The organism is Stutzerimonas sp. VN223-3 (assembly GCF_045999685.1).
Lineage (GTDB): Bacteria > Pseudomonadota > Gammaproteobacteria > Pseudomonadales > Pseudomonadaceae > Stutzerimonas > Stutzerimonas stutzeri_AR.
In genome coordinates, this window is record NZ_RBEC01000002.1 from 119,566 (window position 1) to 139,387 (window position 19,822).

Sequence of the window (19,822 nt, forward strand, 5' to 3'; positions counted from 1 at the left end):
ATGACCGATACCACTGCCGACGACGATGAAGCCTTCGCCGAAGAAACCTTGATCCAAGCCATCGAAAACCAGCTCGAGGCCGGCGAACCGGCCGCCACGCAGGCGACGCTGAACAAGCTGACCTTGGTCGGTTACGAGCGCGACGAAATTCTCAAGATGATGGCGCTGGTCCTGGCTTGCGAGATTCGGCAGATGCTCGAAGAAGACCGCGCATTCAACACCGAAGGCTACGAAACGCTGCTGCGCAATCTGCCTGACCTCCCCGAATAGCGCCCTGTCGCGGCAGGTTCGCGCACAGCATCTACACTTCGCAAAAACGGCTTAGACCCACCACCCGAGGAGCGAACATGTCCTATACCCCCGATCTGATAGCCGAGCTGGAAATTCTTCGTCTGTTCAACCTCGACAACAAGCTCGAAGGCCTGAAGGTGCATCATGATGCCGGCAATGCCGCCATCGCCGCTGCCCAGCGCCTGCATGCCAAAGGTCTGACAACCCAGCCCGACGGCGGCTATCTGACCAGCCTCGGCCGCGACGCGGCTGAGCACACACAGGTCCTGCTGACCATTCTTTCGGAAACTGCCACAGCCTGACATTAGCGCAGCTCTGGCGCGCCATAACGAGCGCCAGCCCCGCTCACAGCAAGTTCCCGTCGCGGATACCACGTTGCAACCGGCAACGGTTGCCGCTGTGGCTTTTCCTCTGGGCCTTCACCCGTGGTACTTTCCGCCCTCACTGCCTCGATAAACTGGTCGGACAACGTCGACCGCCTGCACGAACTGCCTGAATGACCCGCCACCAGGAAATCCGCCCCGTTCTAGAAGAGGGTATCGACCGCAAGGTCCTTGGCGCGCTACGCGCTCGCTTTCTGTCCGTCAATGCCGGTCGCCTGGAGCGCGCCCGGCTGGCTATGCCGCCGCGCCAGCAACTGGTACTCAAATTGCTGCCGCTGCTTTTTCACGTTAACCATCCGATCCTGCCGGGTTACGTTTCCGGCACCACGCCGGCAGGGCTGGCTGGGTTCGAACCGGATGCCGAGACGCTGACCGAGGCGCAGCGTCTGAGTCGCTCCTTTTCCTACAAGCCGCTGCGTGGCAGTCCGCCACAGTCAATCCTCGGCTTGTTTCTGATGGGCAGCTTGGGGACCGTCGCCCAGGACGAGCAGAGCGATCTGGATGTCTGGGTCTGTCATGATCCGGAACTGTCGCCACAGCAGATCGACGAGCTGCGGCGAAAGTGCGATTTATTGCAGGCCTGGGCCGCTACGCAGGGCAGCGAGGCGCATTTTTTTCTGGTCGACCCGCTGCGTTTCACCCAAGGTGAGCGGGAAGCGAAACTGACCTCCGACGACTGCGGCACCACCCAACATTACTTGCTGCTCGATGAGTTCTACCGCACTGCCATCTGGCTCGGCGGGCGCACACCGCTCTGGTGGCTGGTGCCGGATTATGAAGAGCACCGTTACAACGAGTACGTGCGCACCCTGCTGGACAAACGCTTCGTGCGTAGCGATGAGGTGCTCGACCTTGGCAGTCTCGGCAGCATCCCCCCAGGCGAATACCTCGGTGCCGGCTTGTGGCAGTTGTACAAGGCCATCGAGTCGCCCTACAAATCCCTGTTCAAGCTTTTACTGGTCGAGGTGTATGCCAGCGAGCATCCACAGGTGCGCTGCCTGAGCCTGGATTTCAAGCAGGCGGTCTATGCCAACCGCTTGGAGTTGGACGATCTCGATCCCTATATCGTCGCGTACCGCAGGATAGAGCAATACCTTGCCGGCCGCGGTGACCGGGAGCGCCTGGCCCTATTACGGCGCTGCCTTTATCTGAAGATTAACAAGCCACTAAGCCGGCCCCCCACCAGCCGCAACAAGAGCTGGAAGCGGCGCCTGCTCGAATGCCTCACCCAGCACTGGGAATGGGGCGAGCGGCAGTTCGCCCAGCTCGATGGGCGCAGCCAGTGGAAGGTTCGGAGAGTGGTGGAAGAGCGGCGCGCATTGGTCAATGAGCTGACCTACGGTTACCGCTTTCTCAGCGAACTGGCCCGGCGACTGCAAATCACCAGCAGCATCAATGGGCGCGACTTCGGCGTGCTCGGCCGACGTCTGCACGCTGCCATCGAGCGCAAGGCCGGCAAGATTGAGTCGATCAATCTTGGCATAGCGCCAGACTTGGCCGAACACAGCCTGACGCTCGTTCATGGTTACGATGCCGCCGGTGACGTTTCCTGGGCGCTCTACGAGGGCAACCTGAACGCGAGGCAAATCACCAATTTTTCGCCGCTGAAGCGCTCCCGCGAATTGGTACCGCTACTTGCTTGGTGTCATCGCAACGGCGTAATCGATGCCGCGACCCATGTCGCGCTTCACCCGGGCGATAGCGGGTTGGCCGAGGCAGAGCTGTTTTCCCTGCTGACTGATCTCAGGCAGGCATTTCCAATGCCGCTGCAAGCGATCGCCGACGATGCGTTACTGAGCGCTGCCTCTCCAGTCAAGGTGTTGTTGTTGGTAAACGTCGGCCTCGATCCGCTCAGTCCTCTGCAACCCCTGTCTTTCGACGAATTGAACGACTATCTGGGGCATGGCGCAGCCAGAAAAAAACTAGTGCTGAGTATCGATCAGCTCACGCTAAACAGCTGGAACGAGCTGATCGCCACCCGCTACGAAAGCGCCGCTCCTCTGCCGGACTGCCTGCGTGACTACCTGCAGGAACTGTCTGCAAATGGCGAAAGGCCGAGCCTACAGGTGCGCTGCTTCTGCCGAAACGCTGGTGTGGCTGTGGCCCGACGGGTCGAAACGGTCTTCCTCGACGCGCAGGTGGGGCTCGACGAACCGGGCGAGAATCGTTACTTGCTTCAGGTCCGCCAGCATTTCCATCTGCTTGACCTGATCCCCGGCAATGTTCGTCATACAGCCCTGAGCGACTTAGATGCACTGCTTGAGCATCTTGGCGAGGCACATCAAGGGTACCGTCCGATTCGGGTAGATCGTCATGCGCTGGAAGGTAATGACCTATCGCTGATCCTCGCCCAGGCCAGACCGCAGTGCCTGCAGGTGTTCTACCGCATCCAGGGCGCCATGGCGGAGCTGACCGTACTCGACGAATTCAATGCGCTGTGGCGCCAACAGGCTCCCTACCGAGACGAGCAGAGCCTGCTGACCCCGCTCCTACGCTTCCTGCAATCGGTGAGCTATCGCCGCACCACCCAGCTGCCGTTCGAGGAAAGCCGCCTCGCAGCCATGGACATCCTGTTCTATCGGATACAGCCGCCTTCGCCGGATCGACCATCGACCATCGAGCGCAGACCTGCGCCACGCGAGGAAGCCAGCGATCCGTTCTATGACATCCAGGCAATCATCGAGCCCAGCGAAAAAGGCCGTTCGCAGGTCACGCTTTACTGCAACCACCAGGAGTTTTCCAGCCCTGAATATGGAGCCGAGCTATTCGCTGCGGTAGCCCGCTACATCCTGGCGCAGCGTCGCAGCGGCGAACGCTACCCCTGCTACATCACCGACCTGGACCTGTCGGGGCTGCAGGGCAACGGGCGAACCCAGACCGTGCAGCATCTGCGCTACAAGGCCCAGCTTGAAACCGCGCTGAATCAAGCCCTGATATCGGTTTGACGAAACGCGGCGCCGGCATATTCGCAAAGGCGTCGCGCAAGCTCGCTACAGATGGACATCACCCGCCGCTTCCGGCTGATATTCGACCGCGAGCAGGGTCAGCTTGAGCACCTTGCCACCCGGTGTCGGCCAGTCGATGTGCTGACCGACGCTCATGCCCAACAGCGCACTGCCGACCGGTGCAAGCACTGAGACAGTGCCCTCTTTGCCAGCGTCCTGAGGAAAGACCAGCGTCAAGTGATAATCCTTGCCACTGCCTTCATCCAGGCAATGGACGCGGGAGTTCATGGACACCACGCCGGCAGGTAGCTCGCTACGCTCGACCACCTGGGCGCGGGACAACTCGTCCTCGAGCGCCTCAGCAGCCGGACCGTAGTCAGCCAGACTGTCGAGCAATCGCTCAAGCCGCTGCAGATCGGGTTGGGTGATGATGATGAGCGGTGCGCTGGTCATGGGTCTTGGTGAGCTCCTGTAAAATTCGAATGACAAAAAAAGCAAAACCCCGCCCGAAGGCGGGGTTTTTTAACCTGAAGTGGACCCTATCACAGCTCATTAAATAAGCAAGCGACGCAGTACTACCTCTCAATCGCCTTATAGCTGGAGCCCGTCAGGCTTGTCTCAAAGATCCTCGAAATCGAGCGCTTCGCCGCCCTGCTCCTGCGTGGCCCTGACCAACAGCTCACCCAAGCGCTCATCGTTGGCGTCGCAAATCCACAGCGAGGCGGCTTCGTCGTAGTCGAAGTGAAACCCACCCGAGCGCGCTGCTACCCAAAGCTGACGCAAAGGCGGCTGACGGCTGAAGATCAGCTGGGTGCCGTTCTCGAAACGCACGGTGAGGACGCCGCCGGAATTTTCCAGATCGACATCCATGCCGCTGTGGTCGAACACATCTTCGATTTCTTCCTGCACAGCGTCGACAAGATCGTGAAAGCGCGCTTCGCTCAGACTCATGAATCGTTTCCTCGGTACGGGTGGTACGGCGGCGCCATGGGCCGGCCGGCGATGCTGGCGAGCTTAGCAGGGCACCGCCGCGTCTAGCGAGCGACTGCCAGCCCAACGACGTTTCAAACTCGCCGACCAGCGCGGCCACATAGGCAATCCGCTGGGTGCTGGGTATACTCCGGCCATCGATTTTTAAGGATTGCACCCCCATGAAGCGTCTGCTGCTTCCACTCATCGCACTTGCGGTTCTCGCTTCCGTACTCAGCGGCTGCGGCCAGAAAGGCCCGCTTTACCTGCCGGATGACGACGCAACCGCCAAAGAACGTTCCAAAGACCGTTTCGAACTGTAAAGGAGGCATTCTATGGAGGCCTTCTCGTACCGCGACGGTCAACTCTTCGCGGAGGGCGTGGCGCTGCCCGCCCTCGCGCAACGCTTCGGCACCCCTACCTACGTCTATTCACGCGCGCATATCGAGGCCCAGTACCGCGCCTATGCCGATGCCCTGCAAGGCATGCCGCATCTGGTCTGCTTTGCGGTCAAGGCGAACTCGAACCTCGGTGTGCTGAACGTGCTGGCACGTCTGGGCGCCGGTTTCGACATCGTTTCGCGTGGCGAGCTCGAGCGTGTTCTCGCCGCGGGCGGTGTGCCTGAGCGCATCGTCTTTTCCGGCGTCGGCAAAACGCGTGATGACATGCGCCGTGCGCTGGATGTCGGCGTGCACTGCTTTAACGTCGAGTCCACCGAGGAGCTCGAACGCCTGCAACAGGTCGCGGCCGAGCTTGGTGCGATTGCGCCGGTGTCGCTGCGGGTCAATCCCGATGTCGATGCCGGAACGCACCCGTACATTTCCACCGGGCTCAAGGAAAACAAGTTCGGCATCGCTATTGCTGAGGCGGAAGAGGTTTATGCCCGCGCCCACGAGCTGAGCAACCTCCAAGTCGTTGGCGTGGATTGTCACATCGGCTCGCAGCTCACCACCCTGCCGCCGTTTCTCGATGCGCTCGACCGTCTGCTGGCGCTGATCGATCGCCTCGCCGTGCGCGGTATCCAGATTCGTCATCTGGATCTGGGCGGCGGTCTCGGCGTGCGCTATCGCGAAGAACAGCCGCCGTTGGCGGGCGACTATATCCAGGCAGTGCGCAAGCGCATCGACGGACGCGACCTGGCGCTGGTCTTCGAGCCAGGCCGATCCATCGTCGCCAACGCCGGCCTGTTGCTGACCCGCGTGGAATACCTCAAGCACACCGAACACAAGGATTTCGCCATCGTCGATGCTGCAATGAACGACCTGATCCGCCCGGCGCTGTATCAGGCCTGGATGGACGTCGTACCGGTGCAGCCCCGCGAAGGCGAGGCGCGCCACTACGACATCGTTGGGCCGATCTGCGAGACCGGCGACTTCCTCGCCAAGGAGCGCCCGTTGACCTTGGCCGAAGGCGATCTGCTGGCGGTGCGTTCGGCCGGTGCCTACGGATTCGTCATGAGCTCCAACTACAACACCCGCGGCCGTGCCGCCGAGGTGCTGGTGGATGGCGACGAAGCCTACGAAGTGCGCCGCCGCGAAAGCGTGCAGGAGCTATACGCCGGCGAAAGCCTGCTGCCTGCCTGAGGCCACGACGATGCTTTTGCGTTTTACCAAGATGCACGGTCTGGGCAACGATTTCATGGTCATCGACCTGATCAGCCAGCACGCGCACATCCAGCCCAAGCACGCCAAGCAGTGGGGTGATCGGCACACGGGCGTGGGCTTCGATCAGCTGCTGTTGGTTGAGCCGCCGCACAATCCTGACGTGGACTTCCGCTACCGCATCTTCAACTCCGACGGTTCCGAAGTGGAACAGTGCGGCAACGGTGCACGTTGCTTCGCGCGTTTCGTGCTGGACAAGCGCCTGACCATGAAGCGGCAAATTCGCGTCGAGACCAAGGGCGGCATCATCGAGCTGGACATCCGCCCGGACGGGCAGATTGGTGTCGACATGGGCCTACCACGACTGGTGCCGGCGGAAATTCCCTTCCAGGCCGACAGCGAAGCCCTGAGCTACCCGTTAGAAGTTGAAGGGCAGAAGCTGGATATCGCTGCGATCTCCATGGGCAATCCACATTCCGTGCTGCGTGTGGATGACGTCGACAACGCGCCGGTGCAGGTGCTCGGTCCGAAAATCGAGCATCATCCGCGCTTCCCCCAGCGGGTCAATGCCGGCTTCATCCAGATCGTCGATCGCCAGCACGCGAAGCTGCGCGTATGGGAACGCAGCGCGGGTGAGACCCAGGCTTGCGGCACCGGCGCTTGCGCGGCTGCGGTCGCCGCGATTCGCCAGGGCTGGATGGATTCTCCCGTGCAGATCGATCTTCCAGGTGGCCGTCTGTCCATCGAATGGGCAGGCCCAGGGCAGCCCGTTATGATGACCGGCCCCGCCGTTCGCGTTTTCGAAGGACAGGTTCGCCTATGACCGAGCAAAACCAGGACAAGCCGCAATTGCCGGACGCCGAAACCGTCGCCGCCTACTTGCGCGCCCATCCGGAATTCTTTGTCGATCACGACGAGTTGATCCCCGAGTTGCGCATCCCGCATTTACCCGGTGGCGCCGTGTCGCTGGTCGAGCGGCAAGTGAAACTGCTGCGTGAACGCAACATCGAGATGCGCCACCGTCTGTCGCAACTGATGGATGTGGCTCGCGATAACGACAGGCTGTTCGACAAGACCCGCCGGCTGGTCCTCGATCTGTTGGATGCCAATAGCCTGGAAGAGATTATCGGCGCGGTGGACGAAAGCCTGCGGCACGAATTCCAGGTGCCTTATGTCAGCCTGATCCTGTTCAGCGAATCGCCCTTGCCAGTCGGCCGCAGCGTCACCAGCGCCGAAGCACAACAAGCCATCGGCGGACTGCTCGGTGGCGGCAAGACCATCTGCGGTGTGTTGCGCCCGCATGAACTGGCATTCCTGTTCGGCGAAGAAGACAGCGGAGGTATCGGCTCGGCTGCAGTGGTCGCGCTCAATCAGCAGCAAGGCATTCTGGCGATCGGCAGCAAGGATCCACAGCACTACAAGAGCTCGCTGGGCACGCTGTTCCTAAGCTATATCGCCGAAGTGCTGACTCGGGTCCTTCCGCACCACTCTGCGCCGCTGCGTTCGGTACGTTAAGAGCAGTCGGAAGCTGCTTCAGCGACCCTGGGAGCTTTCGTGCAAACCGATCTCGACGCCTATTTCCAACATCTGCGCAACGAGCGGCAGATGTCGCCGCATACGCTCGACGGATATCGGCGCGACCTGATCAAGGTGATGGACTATTGCCAGAAGCAGCATCTGGGGCAATGGTCCGAGCTGAAAAGCGTCCATATCCGTCAACTCATCGCCGAACAGCATCGCCAGGGCCAATCCAGCCGCAGCCTGGCGCGCCTGCTTTCGTCGCTGCGCGGCTTATACCGCTATCTCAACCAGGAAGGTCGCTGCACCCATGATCCGGCCGCCGGTATCTCCGCGCCCAGGGGTGAAAAGCGCCTGCCGCGGCTGCTCGATACCGACCGGGCAATGCAGCTGCTCGACGGCGGTGTCGAGGACGATTTCATCGGCCATCGCGACCAGGCCATGCTCGAGCTGTTCTATTCGTCCGGGTTGCGCCTGGCCGAGCTGGTCGGCCTGAATCTCGATCAGCTCGATTTGCCGGCCGGCCTGGTTCAGGTCCGCGGCAAAGGCAACAAGGAGCGCGTGCTGCCTGTCGGACGCAAGGCGCGCGAGGCGCTGCAGGCCTGGCTGCCGCTGCGAGCGTTGAGCAACCCCGTCGATGCTGCCGTGTTCGTCAGCCAGCAGGGTCGCCGCCTCGGTGCACGCGCGGTGCAACTGCGGGTACGCCAGGCGGGCGTGCGCGAACTCGGCCAGCACCTGCACCCGCATATGCTCAGGCATAGCTTCGCTAGCCACATGCTCGAATCGTCGCAAGACCTGCGCTCGGTGCAGGAGCTGCTGGGTCACGCCGACATCGGCACCACGCAGATCTACACCCATCTGGATTTCCAGCATTTGGCCAAGGTCTATGACCAGGCGCACCCGCGCGCCAAACGTAAGCGAGACAGTGACCCATGAGCATTCAGCTGATCACCTTCGACCTCGATGACACGCTGTGGGATGTCGGCCCGGTCATTCATAGTGCCGAAATCCGCCTGCGAGATTGGCTCGGCCAGCATGCGCCGCGTCTGGGCGAATTTCCGGTCGAATCGCTGGCCGCGATCCGGCGCATGCTGGTCGAGTCCGAGCCAGGACTGAAGCACCGCATCAGTGAACTGCGCCGACGCATCCTCTTTCATGCGTTGCATGACGCCGGTTATCCAGGCGGCGAAGCGCAGGACATCGCCGACCAGGCATTCGAGGTCTTTCTCGAAGCCCGCCACGCTATCGACCTCTTTCCCGACGTTCACCCGACGCTGGAACACTTGGCCAACCGCTACACGCTCGGCGTGCTGACCAACGGCAATGCCGACATCCGCCGCCTGGGCCTGGCCGACTATTTCCAGTTCACCCTTTGCGCCGAAGAGCTGGGCATCGGCAAGCCGGACCCGCGACCTTTCCAGGAAGCGCTCAGCCGCGCGGGCGTGAGCGCCGAGCACGCCGTGCATATCGGTGATCACCCTGATGACGATATCGGTGGGGCACAGCGGGCCGGCGTCCGGGCCATCTGGTTCAATCCTGGCAGAGCGCCGTGGCAGCATGAAGGCCAGCCAGACGCGGAAATCCGCAGCCTTTCAGAGCTCCCGACGTTGCTGGCCCGCTGGCAATAAGGTTAACCAATTGCAGATACGACAAAGCCCAACACCGTCTGGTATTGGGCTTCGCTGTGGTAGGCCAAAGCAAGCAGATCTGGGCTGTCGCTCGGGCCTCTAGCAGGGCGTTAAAAACTACCTGCTACGAGCGTGACGCGGTTTTCTCGTGCCTTTTCAGCTTCAACCGCTTTGCGGATCTGACTCAGATAGGCCGGCTGCCGTATTTGCTATCAGGCTTTTTCGGCGGATCGGCCACCACGTTTGGTTCGACTTCCTGCACGCGTCCACCACGCGACAGGAACTCTTCCATGGCGCGCGCCAGCTCGTCACGTTCCCGCTGCTTGGCTTCCAGGCTTGGCAATTCTTCAACGACCGCGGCCTTAGCCTTGGCCTTCTTGGTCGTCGGGGTCGCGCGCTCGCTGTCGGTCCCCTCGTCGTCGGCAATGTCGTCGCCGTCATCGGCGGCGGCCAGCTCCTCGCCCTCCTCCTCGTCGCTAACGTCCAGATCGTCTTGTTCTAATTCTTCGTCGCTCATGTTCAACCTCGTACCTTGCCAAAGCGGAAGTTATAGCCCGGCGATGTGCTTTGTTCGCCATCGCCAAAAAAAATTCAACTCACCATCCCGTGCAGCGTGGCAAGGACCTGTCTGGCACCACCTCGATCTCGGTGCTCACCCAGATAGATGCCCTGCCAGGTTCCCAATGCCAGGCGCCCCTCGCTGACCGGCAAACTCAACTGGCAACCAAGCAGGCTCGCCTTGAAATGCGCCGGCAGATCGTCCGGCCCTTCGTAATCGTGCTCGTAACCACCCTGGCCTTGCGGCACCAGGCGATTAAAAAACTTTTCAAAGTCGCGTCGCACCGCGCCGTCGGCGTTCTCGTTAACAGTCAGCGAGGCCGATGTATGGCGTAACCACAGGTGTAACAGACCGGCCTGGCATTGTTGCAGTTCCGGCAGTTGTTCAAGCAACTCGTCGGTTATCAGATGGAAGCCCCGCGGCCGTGGACGCAGTGTGATCATGATCTGTTGCCACATGCTGACAGCTCCACCCGACACCTGAACGGGCGCATTCTAGCGCGGCGCCAGAAAAAGCAAAGGGCGCCCGTAGGCGCCCTTGTCGATACATTGCGAATCAACGCTTGCTGGTGAATTCCGGATAGGCTTCGAGGCCGCACTCGACAACGTCGACGCCCTCGTATTCCTCTTCTTCACTGACCCGCAGGCCCATGACTGCCTTGATGATGCTCCAGACGATCAAGCTGGCGATGAATACCCAGGCGAAGATCGAAACCAGACCCAGCAGCTGGGCGCCGAAGGACGCATCGGCATTGGTTAGCGGCACCGCCAACAGGCCCCACATGCCCACCACGCCGTGCACCGAAATCGCACCGACCGGATCATCCAGCTTCAGCTTGTCCAGCCCGAGGATGCTGAATACCACCAGTACGCCACCCACGCCTCCAATCAATACCGATTGCAGGGCGCTCGGAGTCAAGGGTTCGGCGGTAATTGCCACTAGGCCGGCCAATGCACCGTTGAGGATCATGGTCAGATCGGACTTGCCGAACAGCAGGCGCGCAGTGATCAGCGCAGCGATCAATCCACCGGCCGCAGCCATGTTGGTATTGGTGAACACTTGGGCGACCGCGTTGGCGTCTTCGATGGTGCTCATCTTCAGTTGCGAGCCGCCGTTGAAGCCGAACCAGCCCATCCACAAAATGAGCGCACCCAAGGTTGCGAGCGGCAGATTGGCGCCAGGAATCGCGTTGATCTGGCCGTTCGGGCCGTACTTGCCCTTACGCGGGCCTAGCAGCAGCACGCCGGCCAGCGCCGCGGACGCGCCTGCCATATGCACCAGACCGGAGCCGGCGAAGTCGAGGAAGCCAGCTGCGTCGAGGAAACCGCCGCCCCATTTCCAGAACCCCTGTACGGGGTAGATGAAGCCGGTCATTACCACCGCGAAAGCGATGAAGGCCCAGAGTTTCATACGCTCGGCAACCGCGCCGGACACCACCGACATACAGGTCGCGGCAAACACGATCTGGAAGAAGAAGTCCGCCCGCGCCGAGTAGTAAGGCGCATCCTCGCCACCCGCGGCGACCACATCCACAGCGTTCTCGTCACCAATCAGGAATCCCAGGCTCGGCAGGATGGCGCCGTCCGGGCTGGAATACATGATGTAGTAGCCGATCAGCAGGTACATGACCGACGCCACGGCATAGAGCACGATGTTCTTGGTAAGAATCTCGGCGGTGTTCTTCGCCCTAACCAGACCGGCCTCGAGCATAGAGAAGCCGGCCGCCATCCACATCACCAGCGCACCGCAAATTAGGAAGTAAAACGTATCGAGTCCGTACTGAACAGGTATCAGTGCTGTGCTATCCATTGTTATCACCTTTTGCCGAGCGCCTCGCGACGCTGTTCGGTTAAGGCGCCCGGGTTGGCTCCGGGCGCACTCCGTTGCTTACAGGTTGTAGCCGCGCTCGTTGTGCAGGCTGAGATCGAGGCCGATGGTTTCTTCTTCTTCGCTGACCCGCAGCCCCATTACCACGTCGATCACCTTGAGAATCACGAAGGTGACAATGGCGGTGTACACGACTGTGAAGAGCACGCCTTTGAGCTGAATCCACAGCTGCAACGCGATGTTCTCCACCTCACCGAAGCCGCCTAATGCGGGCGCCGCGAATACACCAGTCAGCAGCGCACCGACGATGCCACCGATACCATGCACGCCGAAGGCGTCCAGGGAATCGTCATAACCGAGCTTGCGTTTCAAACTGGTAGCGCAGAAGAAGCAGATCACACCCGAAGCCAGACCGATGATCAGCGCGCCCATCGGGCCAACGGTGCCGGCTGCGGGCGTGATGGCAACCAGGCCAGCCACAACACCTGAGGCGATGCCCAGCGCACTGGGTTTGCCGTGGGTCAGCCACTCGGCGAACATCCAGGCCAGGGCCGCCGCGGCAGTGGCGATTTGCGTGACCAGCATGGCCATGCCGGCGGTGCCATTAGCACCGAGCGAGGAACCGGCGTTGAAGCCGAACCAGCCGATCCACAGCATCGCCGCGCCGACCAGCGTCAGGCCCAGGTTGTGCGGCGCCATCGGCGTGGTCGGAAAGCCCTTACGCTTGCCGAGCACGATGCACGCCACCAAGCCTGCAATACCGGCGTTGATATGCACCACGGTGCCACCGGCGAAGTCGAGTACGCCCCAATCCCACATCAGGCCGCCGTCGCCACCCCAGACCATATGCGCGATCGGCGCATAGACCAGGGTGAACCAGACGCCCATGAATACCAGCATTGCGGAGAACTTCATGCGTTCGGCGAAAGCCCCGACGATCAGCGCCGGTGTGATGATGGCGAAGGTCATCTGGAACGTGATGAAGACGCTTTCCGGCACGGTGCCGGTAAGGCTGTCGGGCGTCAGGCCACTGAGGAAGACACGACCGAGTCCGCCGACGAAAGAATTGAGGTTGGTGACGCCTGCTTCCATGCCTGCGGTGTCAAAGGCCAGGCTGTAGCCGTAGGCCATCCAGAGAATGCTCATCAACCCAGTGATGGCGAAGCATTGCATCATCACCGAGAGGATGTTCTTCGAGCGGACCATGCCGCCATAGAACAGCGCCAGACCCGGAATCGTCATGAACAGCACCAGCGCAGTGGCTGTGAGCATCCATGCCGTATCGCCTGAATCAAGCGTTGCCTCCTGTGCCATGGCGATGCCGGGGCTTATCAGAGACAAAAGGGCTCCTAGCCCTGCGAATTTTCGCAGAGTCATGGTTTTACTCCTGGGGCGTGGGGTTCGTAAGCCTGCTATGCAGGCAATCGAAAAAATTATTGCGGGCTTCGCTCGTTGCGGCGTCTGATCGGCGTTACCGCTCAATCAGTCGCTCGCGACGGTCAAGCCGGTCAAATCGCGTCGGTATCCGTTTCGCCGGTCCGGATGCGGATGGCCTGTTCCAGGTTGACGACGAAAATCTTGCCGTCGCCGATCTTGCCGGTGTTGGCAGCCTTGGTGATGGCCTCGATCACGCGATCCAGCTGATCGTCGGCAATCGCCACGTCGATTTTCACCTTCGGCAGAAAATCAACCACATATTCGGCGCCGCGGTACAACTCGGTATGGCCTTTCTGGCGCCCGAAACCCTTGACCTCGGTGACCGTGATGCCCTGAACGCCAATCTCGGACAGCGACTCGCGTACATCGTCCAGCTTGAACGGCTTAATGATGGCAGTGACTAGTTTCATGAAACTTCTCCCGTTTAGATGGACTTGCCCCAGAAATACGAACCCGGTTCAAGTCTAAGCTCAGTGTCTGGCTCTTGTAACGCGCCGGCATTGCCGAGCGACCATCCGACACCATCAACCGATCCGACGAAACGTCCCGAATCGCCTGCGCACCACAACGCATCGGTGCATCCGTCATGGCCAGCCAAGCAGAATCAATGCCAGTTTTGCGGGAGATGCGATCTGGCGCGCTCCGTGCCGTGCTTGCGTAGCGCACCGATGCCCGATCAACGAAGCAGCGCACCAATACCGAGCACAGCGACCCAGTGCCGTGTCCACAATCGTGCACAGCGATGGAAAATCGACCACAGATGGGCCGTGCTACACTGCCCGCCGCTCAGAAACAGGTGATGCCCATGTTCCCACCCAAAGCTTTTCTCGATGCCATCGGCTCCCAGGCCTCGCGTCTGTTCAACGGCGAAACGCCCCTGCCCCGCCCCGAAATCGAAGCACAGTTCAAGAGCATCGTGCAGGGCGCGCTGAGCAAGCTGGACGTAGTCAGCCGCGACGAATTCGACAGTCAGATGGTCGTGCTCGCCCGCACCCGAGCGCGACTCGAAGCACTCGAAGCCAAGGTCGCCGAGCTGGAAGAGAAACTCGCGCCACCCGCCGCCGAATAGCCTCGGAGGCGGCACGATCAAAGGAGTGATCGGATGTCCCTTGCCATAGTCCACAGCCGCGCCCAATTGGGCGTCGAGGCGCCCACCGTTACCGTCGAAGCTCATCTGGCCAACGGTTTGCCTTCACTGGCACTGGTCGGCTTGCCGGAAACCGCAGTCAAGGAGAGCAAAGACCGCGTGCGCAGCGCGATCCAAACCTCCGGTTTCGATTTTCCCGCACGCCGAATCACGCTAAATCTCGCGCCTGCTGACTTGCCAAAAGATGGTGGTCGATTTGATCTGGCCATCGCGTTGGGCGTTCTCGCCGCCAGCGGGCAGATTCCGGCGGACCGCCTCGACACACTTGAATGCCTCGGCGAGCTGGCTCTTTCCGGCGCGCTGCGCCCGGTTCAGGGCGTGCTGCCCGCAGCGCTGGCCGCGCGTCAGGCCGGGCGCGCCTTATTGGTGCCACGAGCCAATGCAGAGGAAGCGAGTCTGGCCTCCGGTCTGGTGGTGTACGCCGCTGACCATCTGCTGGAAGTCGCCGCGCACTTCAATGGTTTGGCGCCGATTGCGCCATTCCAGGCTCAGGGATTACTGCGTCAGGTCCTGCCCTATCCCGACTTGGCCGATGTGCAGGGCCAGGCAGCCGCCAAACGCGGTCTGTTAGTCGCCGCGGCGGGTGCACACAATCTACTGTTTTCAGGCCCTCCGGGCACTGGCAAAACCCTTCTGGCCAGCCGCCTCCCCGGTCTGCTGCCGCCGCTGGAAGAGCAGGAAGCGCTGGAAGTCGCGGCAATCCACTCGGTGGCCAGCCAGTCGCCGCTGGAGCATTGGCCGCAGCGCCCGTTCCGCCAGCCCCATCACAGTGCATCCGGTCCAGCGCTGGTCGGTGGCGGCAGCCGGCCACGTCCGGGGGAAATCACCCTCGCGCACCAGGGCGTGCTGTTTCTGGACGAGCTCCCGGAATTCGATCGCAAGGTTTTGGAGGTGCTTCGCGAGCCCCTGGAATCAGGCTGTATCGTCATCGCTCGTGCACGAGACAAGGTGCGCTTTCCGGCCCGCTTTCAGCTGGTCGCGGCGATGAATCCCTGCCCTTGCGGCTACCTGGGCGACCCGAGCGGTCGCTGCCGCTGTTCGCCGGACCAGATTCAGCGCTACCGCGGCAAGCTGTCCGGGCCGCTGCTTGATCGTATCGATCTGCACCTCACCGTGGCACGCGAAGCCACCGCTCTGAATGCACCTCCCGTGACAGGCGATAACACCGCAGTGGTCGCCACGCAGGTTGCTCAGGCGCGGCGAATACAACTTGCCCGTCAGGGCTGCGCGAACGCGTTTCTCGATCTCACCGGGCTGCGCACCCACTGCCAACTGCAGGTCGAAGATCAACAATGGCTGGAACGTGCCTGTGAGCGCCTGGGCCTTTCCTTGCGTGCGGCGCACCGGATTCTCAAGGTCGCCCGTACCTTGGCGGATCTGCAGCAAGCCGAGACCATCAACCGGCAACATTTGGCCGAGGCGCTGCAGTATCGGCCGGGCACGCAGGCCAGTTGATCTCGACTCGCGCTCATCTAGCCCGCCGCTGACTAGGCAATCAGCCCCTGCGAAACGGTAGTTCTGAAGTGAACTTAGTGCCAACCGAGCCACTCACGATAGGTAATGACAGCGGTTTGTCTGGCCGTGCCTGTACCGCTAGCGGCCGGCTAAGGTGCTCGCCGTGTTAGATTACGTGCTCTTCGCCACAGGCGGCCCACTCCCATTCGGTATTCAAGGAGCGCAGCATGGAGGCCAACAAGTCTTCCTCTTCTATCAACCCTCCCGTTTTTTTCGGCTCTGCCGTACTGATTCTCGCCCTGGTGATCTACAGCGTCGCTTTTTCCGAACATGCGCAAACGCTGTTCGGCGACGTGCAAGCCTGGATCATTGCCAACCTCAGCTGGCTTTATATCCTTGCAGTCGCGATCATCCTGCTGATGGTGGTGATACTCGCCCTCAGCCGCTACGGCGACATCAAGCTCGGCCCCGATCACAGTGAACCCGACTACAGCAGCCTGACCTGGTTCGCCATGCTGTTTTCCGCAGGCATGGGCATCGGGCTGATGTTCTTCGGCGTTGCCGAGCCGGTAATGCATTTTCTCTCACCCCCAGTGGGGGAAGGCGGCACCGTAGAGGCCGCGCGGGAGGCGATGAAAATCACCTTTTTCCATTGGGGGCTACACGCCTGGGCCATCTACGCCATCGTCGCGATGATTCTCGCCTACTTCAGCTTCCGCCACGGTTTGCCGCTGACCCTGCGCTCGGCACTTTACCCACTGATTGGCGAGCGAATTCACGGGCCGATCGGGCATGCCGTGGATATCTTCGCCATCATCGGCACGGTGCTGGGCGTCGCCACCTCACTGGGGCTTGGCGTCACCCAGATCAATACCGGCCTCAACCATCTGTACGGACTGCCTATATCAGTACCGGTGCAAATCGCTCTGATCGTGGGCACCACGCTACTGGCCACCATTTCGGTGGTGACTGGCCTGGACAAGGGTGTAAGGCGTTTGTCCGAGCTGAACCTCAGCCTCGCCGTTCTGCTGATGCTAATGGTGCTGATCGCCGGTCCTACTGTGTTCATTCTTCAAACATTCGTGCAGAACACCGGCAACTATTTCTCGCAGATCATCACCGCGACTTTCAATCTCTATGCCTACGAGCCGAACGACTGGATCGGCGGCTGGACGTTGTTTTATTGGGGCTGGTGGCTGGCCTGGTCGCCCTTCGTGGGGTTGTTCATCGCGCGTATCTCGCGCGGCCGCACCATTCGTGAATTCGTCACTGGCGTGCTGCTGGTGCCGACAGCCTTCACCCTGTTGTGGATGACGGTGTTCGGCGATACCGCCATTCACATGATTCTCTGGGAGCACGTCACCAGCCTGGGCGAAGCCATCGACAAGGACAGCTCGCTGGCCCTGTTTGCCTTCCTTGAGCATTTCCCGTTTTCCTCCTTCATCTCGCTGATCGCGATCATCATGGTGGTGGTGTTCTTCGTTACCTCAGCGGATTCCGGCGCGCTGGTGGTAGACATGCTCGCCTCCGGTGGCCAGGAGAACACGCCGACCTGGCAACGCATCTTCTGGGCTGGGTCGATGGGTATCGTGGCGATTGCGTTGCTGCTGGCCGATGGGCTGACGGCACTGCAGACCGCCACTATCGCCAGCGCTCTGCCCTTCACCATCGCCTTGCTCTGCTCGATGTGGGGCTTGCTCAAGGCATTGCGCCTGGATGCCACCAAACAAGGTCTGCGCTATCAGGCAATCACCACCTCTCCCGCCACGCCGCGGGCCTATAGCGACTGGCAGCGACGTCTGCGCAACCTGACGATGTTCCCGCGACGTACCCATGTGCTGCGTTTCATCGCCGAAGTGGCCCGCCCTGCCTGCGAAGCGGTCGCCGAGGAAATTCGCAAACAAGGCTACGACGCCATCGTCAGTGAAGGCGAAGACCGCCGTATCAGTATTGAAATCACCCACGAAGGCGAGCCTGACTTCATCTATGAGATTCGCCCTCGCGCCTATGCGATGCCCAGCTTCGTGCCCAACAGCGAAGACGACGAACCCGGCGAGCGTAAGTATTTCCGCGCCGAGGTCCATCTCAAGGAAGGCGGTCAGGACTATGACGTGATGGGCTGGAGCCGCGAAGGCGTGATCGGCGACATTCTCGATCAGTACGAAAAGCACATGCATTTTCTGCACATCGTGCGCTAACAGGCGACTGGAGGCTGGAGGCTGGACGAAAAGCACGACGGGGCAACCCCAGGCTTTCCATTCAGCCTCTAGCCATTCAAGACGCTAGCTTTCAGCCGTTCTACTGGCGTTACCTTCGGTTTTCAGGAAAACGCTCAGTTCCGCCAGAGGCAGGGGTTTGCTGATCAGATAGCCCTGCACCTGATCGGCGCCAAAGCGCCTTAGTTGTCCTAGCTGGCTGGTCACCTCCACCCCTTCGGCCACCACTTCCAGCCCCAGATTGTGAGCCAGGCTGATCATGGCACGGACCAGCCGGCTGTTTTGCGGGCGCCTTGCCAGCTGTTCGACGAAGCTCTTGTCGATCTTGAGCAGACTGATAGGCAGCCGACTCAAGTGCACGAAGGAGGAAAAGCCGGTACCGAAATCATCCAGCGAAAAGCGCACTCCCAGCTCTGCCAGCGCGTTCATGGTGCCACGCACCTGGTCGCTACGACGCATCACTGCAGTCTCGGTGAGCTCGAACTCCAGCCAATGCGGATCCACCCCGCGCTCCTTGATCAGCCGCTGCAAGGTAACCAGCAACTGACTGTCCTGGAACTGTCGAAACGATAGATTGACCGCCATGTGCAGCTCGCCTGCGCCGCTCGCGCGCAGGCTCTGCATATCGCGCAGCGCCCGTGAGATGACCCAGTAACCCAGCGGCACGATCAGCCCACTCTCCTCGGCCATGGGGATGAATTCGTTCGGCGCCAGCCAGCCGCGCTCGGCATGCGGCCAGCGAACCAGGGCTTCCATGCCGACGATTCGCCCGGTCTCCACACACAGACGCGGTTGGTAATGCAGTTCCAGATCGTCGCGGCGCAGCGCCCGCCGCAACTCGCCTTCCAGATCCGCCAGGTTGCTGGCGCTGCGATTGATTCGTTCGTTGTAGCGATACCAGGTGCAGCCCTGCTTGGCCTTGGCATGGCGCATGGCAATCTGCGCCAGCCACAGCAGTTGATCGGGGTCGGTGTCGGCCTTGGCATGCGCCAATCCGAGGCTGCAGCCGAGCATCAGGCTTTCGCCATCGAGCCAGTAAGGCTCGGCCAGCGCCTCTACCACACGATCGGCCACCCGTTCAGCACGTCCGGAATGGCGGGCGGTATCGAGCAGCAGCGAGAATTCGTCGCCCCCCAGCCGGGCAACCAGATCACCCACCTCCAGCTGCGCCTTCAAGCGCGCCACCACCTGCAGGATTAGGCGATCCCCGGCCTGATGGCCAAGGGTGTCGTTGACCCGGCGAAAATTGTCCAAATCGAGAAGGCCCAGCACCAACCCTTCACCCTCGTGCTCGGCGAGGCGCGTCGCGAGCAATGCCTGAAAGCCCTGACGATTGGCGACCCCAGTCAGCGAATCCTGTACCGCCAGGCGTTGCAAGGCGCCCTGCAGATTGCACCGCTCGCGGGCATAGCGCAGGCAGCGGCGCAACATATCGGGGCTGAGCTGCGGACCGGTGAGCCAGTCGATCACACCTTCTGGCGTCTCGTCAGGTTCTTCCTTGAGCAGTAATACCGTTGGCCAAGGAAAGCGAGCGGACGCGGGACGTCCATCTGGTGTCGTGAACAACAGGCTGTGCCCGCCCTCGGCCAGGCGCTCCGTAACGGCGGGCCAGTCCTCAGCCACGATCAGCCGATGAGGGCTGCGCAATGCGCTCAGGGCTACACGCAGACCTTCGCCCCACTCGGGCTCGTCGGCCAGCAGAACCAGACGCATAGGTTGTACGGACATGTGTATTCCCGGTTCGTGCGGAGCTGCTGGTGGATGACCACCGCGACAATTCCACCTCCATGTGTGAAGCGGGGCGGGAAGCTGAGCGACGCCGCGCACATAGACTAGAGGATTCCGA

At 61.3% G+C, this 19,822-nt stretch carries 20 protein-coding genes; 12 read left to right on the plus strand and 8 right to left on the minus strand.

The genetic code is table 11. From position 1 onward, the window contains the following. The 3 genes from D7241_RS09375 to D7241_RS09385 all read left to right on the plus strand — a co-directional run bounded on the left by D7241_RS09375 (position 1) and on the right by D7241_RS09385 (position 3,619). A complete protein-coding gene (locus D7241_RS09375; RefSeq protein ID WP_408101300.1) occupies positions 1 to 270 on the plus strand; it encodes a hypothetical protein in 270 nt (89 codons plus the stop codon). Positions 271 to 347: 77 nt separating this feature from the next. Then, positions 348 to 593: a TIGR02647 family protein gene (locus D7241_RS09380; protein WP_255979996.1), complete on the plus strand. Its 246-nt coding sequence runs from the start codon at positions 348 to 350 to the stop codon at positions 591 to 593. A gap of 194 nt (positions 594 to 787) precedes the next feature. Continuing rightward, complete coding sequence (locus D7241_RS09385) at positions 788 to 3,619, plus strand: class I adenylate cyclase (RefSeq protein ID WP_408101301.1); 2,832 nt, start codon at positions 788 to 790, stop codon at positions 3,617 to 3,619. Positions 3,620 to 3,664: 45 nt separating this feature from the next. On the opposite strand, the gene rnk is transcribed toward D7241_RS09385, so the two are convergent. Beyond that, positions 3,665 to 4,072 carry a nucleoside diphosphate kinase regulator gene (gene rnk, locus D7241_RS09390; protein ID WP_408101302.1) on the minus strand — a complete coding sequence of 136 codons (408 nt, stop codon included), beginning with the start codon at positions 4,070 to 4,072 and terminating at the stop codon, positions 3,665 to 3,667. Positions 4,073 to 4,237: 165 nt separating this feature from the next. Then, complete coding sequence (gene cyaY, locus D7241_RS09395; RefSeq protein WP_408101303.1) at positions 4,238 to 4,570, minus strand: iron donor protein CyaY; 333 nt, start codon at positions 4,568 to 4,570, stop codon at positions 4,238 to 4,240. A 200-nt stretch (positions 4,571 to 4,770) separates the two neighbouring features. Between cyaY and lptM the strand changes: the two genes are divergently transcribed. The 6 genes from lptM to D7241_RS09425 are packed head-to-tail and all read left to right on the plus strand — an operon-like array spanning position 4,771 to position 9,335. Then, the gene (gene lptM / locus D7241_RS09400) at positions 4,771 to 4,911 is read left to right on the plus strand and encodes an LPS translocon maturation chaperone LptM (protein WP_255979988.1); all 141 of its coding nucleotides are present in this window, start codon (positions 4,771 to 4,773) and stop codon (positions 4,909 to 4,911) included. A 12-nt stretch (positions 4,912 to 4,923) separates the two neighbouring features. Beyond that, the gene (gene lysA, locus D7241_RS09405; protein ID WP_408101304.1) at positions 4,924 to 6,171 is read left to right on the plus strand and encodes a diaminopimelate decarboxylase; all 1,248 of its coding nucleotides are present in this window, start codon (positions 4,924 to 4,926) and stop codon (positions 6,169 to 6,171) included. A 10-nt stretch (positions 6,172 to 6,181) separates the two neighbouring features. Next, the gene (gene dapF, locus D7241_RS09410; protein WP_408101305.1) at positions 6,182 to 7,012 is read left to right on the plus strand and encodes a diaminopimelate epimerase; all 831 of its coding nucleotides are present in this window, start codon (positions 6,182 to 6,184) and stop codon (positions 7,010 to 7,012) included. Further along, entirely contained in the window at positions 7,009 to 7,704 is a 696-nt protein-coding gene (locus D7241_RS09415) for a DUF484 family protein (RefSeq protein ID WP_255979982.1), read from the plus strand. The genes dapF and D7241_RS09415 overlap by 4 nt, the downstream gene beginning before the upstream one ends. 39 nt (positions 7,705 to 7,743) lie before the next feature. Continuing rightward, complete coding sequence (gene xerC, locus D7241_RS09420) at positions 7,744 to 8,643, plus strand: tyrosine recombinase XerC (RefSeq protein ID WP_408101306.1); 900 nt, start codon at positions 7,744 to 7,746, stop codon at positions 8,641 to 8,643. Next, positions 8,640 to 9,335, plus strand: a complete 696-nt coding sequence (locus tag D7241_RS09425; protein ID WP_408101307.1) for an HAD family hydrolase — start codon at positions 8,640 to 8,642, stop codon at positions 9,333 to 9,335. The genes xerC and D7241_RS09425 overlap by 4 nt, the downstream gene beginning before the upstream one ends. A 184-nt stretch (positions 9,336 to 9,519) precedes the next feature. Here the strand turns inward: D7241_RS09425 and sutA are convergent, their stop codons facing one another. The 5 genes from sutA to glnK form a co-directional block, all read right to left on the minus strand. Beyond that, positions 9,520 to 9,852, minus strand: coding sequence for a transcriptional regulator SutA (gene sutA / locus D7241_RS09430; RefSeq protein ID WP_255979976.1), 333 nt, complete (start codon positions 9,850 to 9,852; stop codon positions 9,520 to 9,522). Positions 9,853 to 9,926: 74 nt separating this feature from the next. Next, positions 9,927 to 10,352, minus strand: coding sequence for a secondary thiamine-phosphate synthase enzyme YjbQ (locus D7241_RS09435; RefSeq protein WP_408101308.1), 426 nt, complete (start codon positions 10,350 to 10,352; stop codon positions 9,927 to 9,929). Positions 10,353 to 10,449: 97 nt separating this feature from the next. Further along, entirely contained in the window at positions 10,450 to 11,703 is a 1,254-nt protein-coding gene (locus D7241_RS09440) for an ammonium transporter (protein WP_255979972.1), read from the minus strand. 78 nt (positions 11,704 to 11,781) lie between these two features. Further along, entirely contained in the window at positions 11,782 to 13,098 is a 1,317-nt protein-coding gene (locus D7241_RS09445; protein WP_255979970.1) for an ammonium transporter, read from the minus strand. 131 nt (positions 13,099 to 13,229) lie between these two features. Continuing rightward, complete coding sequence (gene glnK / locus D7241_RS09450) at positions 13,230 to 13,568, minus strand: P-II family nitrogen regulator (RefSeq protein ID WP_003096476.1); 339 nt, start codon at positions 13,566 to 13,568, stop codon at positions 13,230 to 13,232. Between the two features lie 395 nt (positions 13,569 to 13,963). Here glnK and D7241_RS09455 point away from each other — a divergent pair, with 395 nt between their 5' ends. The 3 genes from D7241_RS09455 (at position 13,964) to D7241_RS09465 (ending at position 17,958) form a co-directional block, all read left to right on the plus strand. Beyond that, positions 13,964 to 14,227, plus strand: a complete 264-nt coding sequence (locus tag D7241_RS09455) for an accessory factor UbiK family protein (protein WP_408101309.1) — start codon at positions 13,964 to 13,966, stop codon at positions 14,225 to 14,227. 33 nt (positions 14,228 to 14,260) lie between these two features. After that, positions 14,261 to 15,760 (plus strand): YifB family Mg chelatase-like AAA ATPase, encoded by a 1,500-nt coding sequence (locus tag D7241_RS09460; RefSeq protein WP_408101310.1) that lies wholly within the window; start codon positions 14,261 to 14,263, stop codon positions 15,758 to 15,760. A 227-nt stretch (positions 15,761 to 15,987) separates the two neighbouring features. Continuing rightward, complete coding sequence (locus tag D7241_RS09465) at positions 15,988 to 17,958, plus strand: BCCT family transporter (protein ID WP_408101311.1); 1,971 nt, start codon at positions 15,988 to 15,990, stop codon at positions 17,956 to 17,958. 84 nt (positions 17,959 to 18,042) lie between these two features. Here D7241_RS09465 and D7241_RS09470 read toward each other — a convergent pair whose 3' ends face one another. Beyond that, positions 18,043 to 19,689: a putative bifunctional diguanylate cyclase/phosphodiesterase gene (locus tag D7241_RS09470; RefSeq protein ID WP_408102308.1), complete on the minus strand. Its 1,647-nt coding sequence runs from the start codon at positions 19,687 to 19,689 to the stop codon at positions 18,043 to 18,045. Between the last annotated feature and the right edge of the window lie 133 nt (positions 19,690 to 19,822).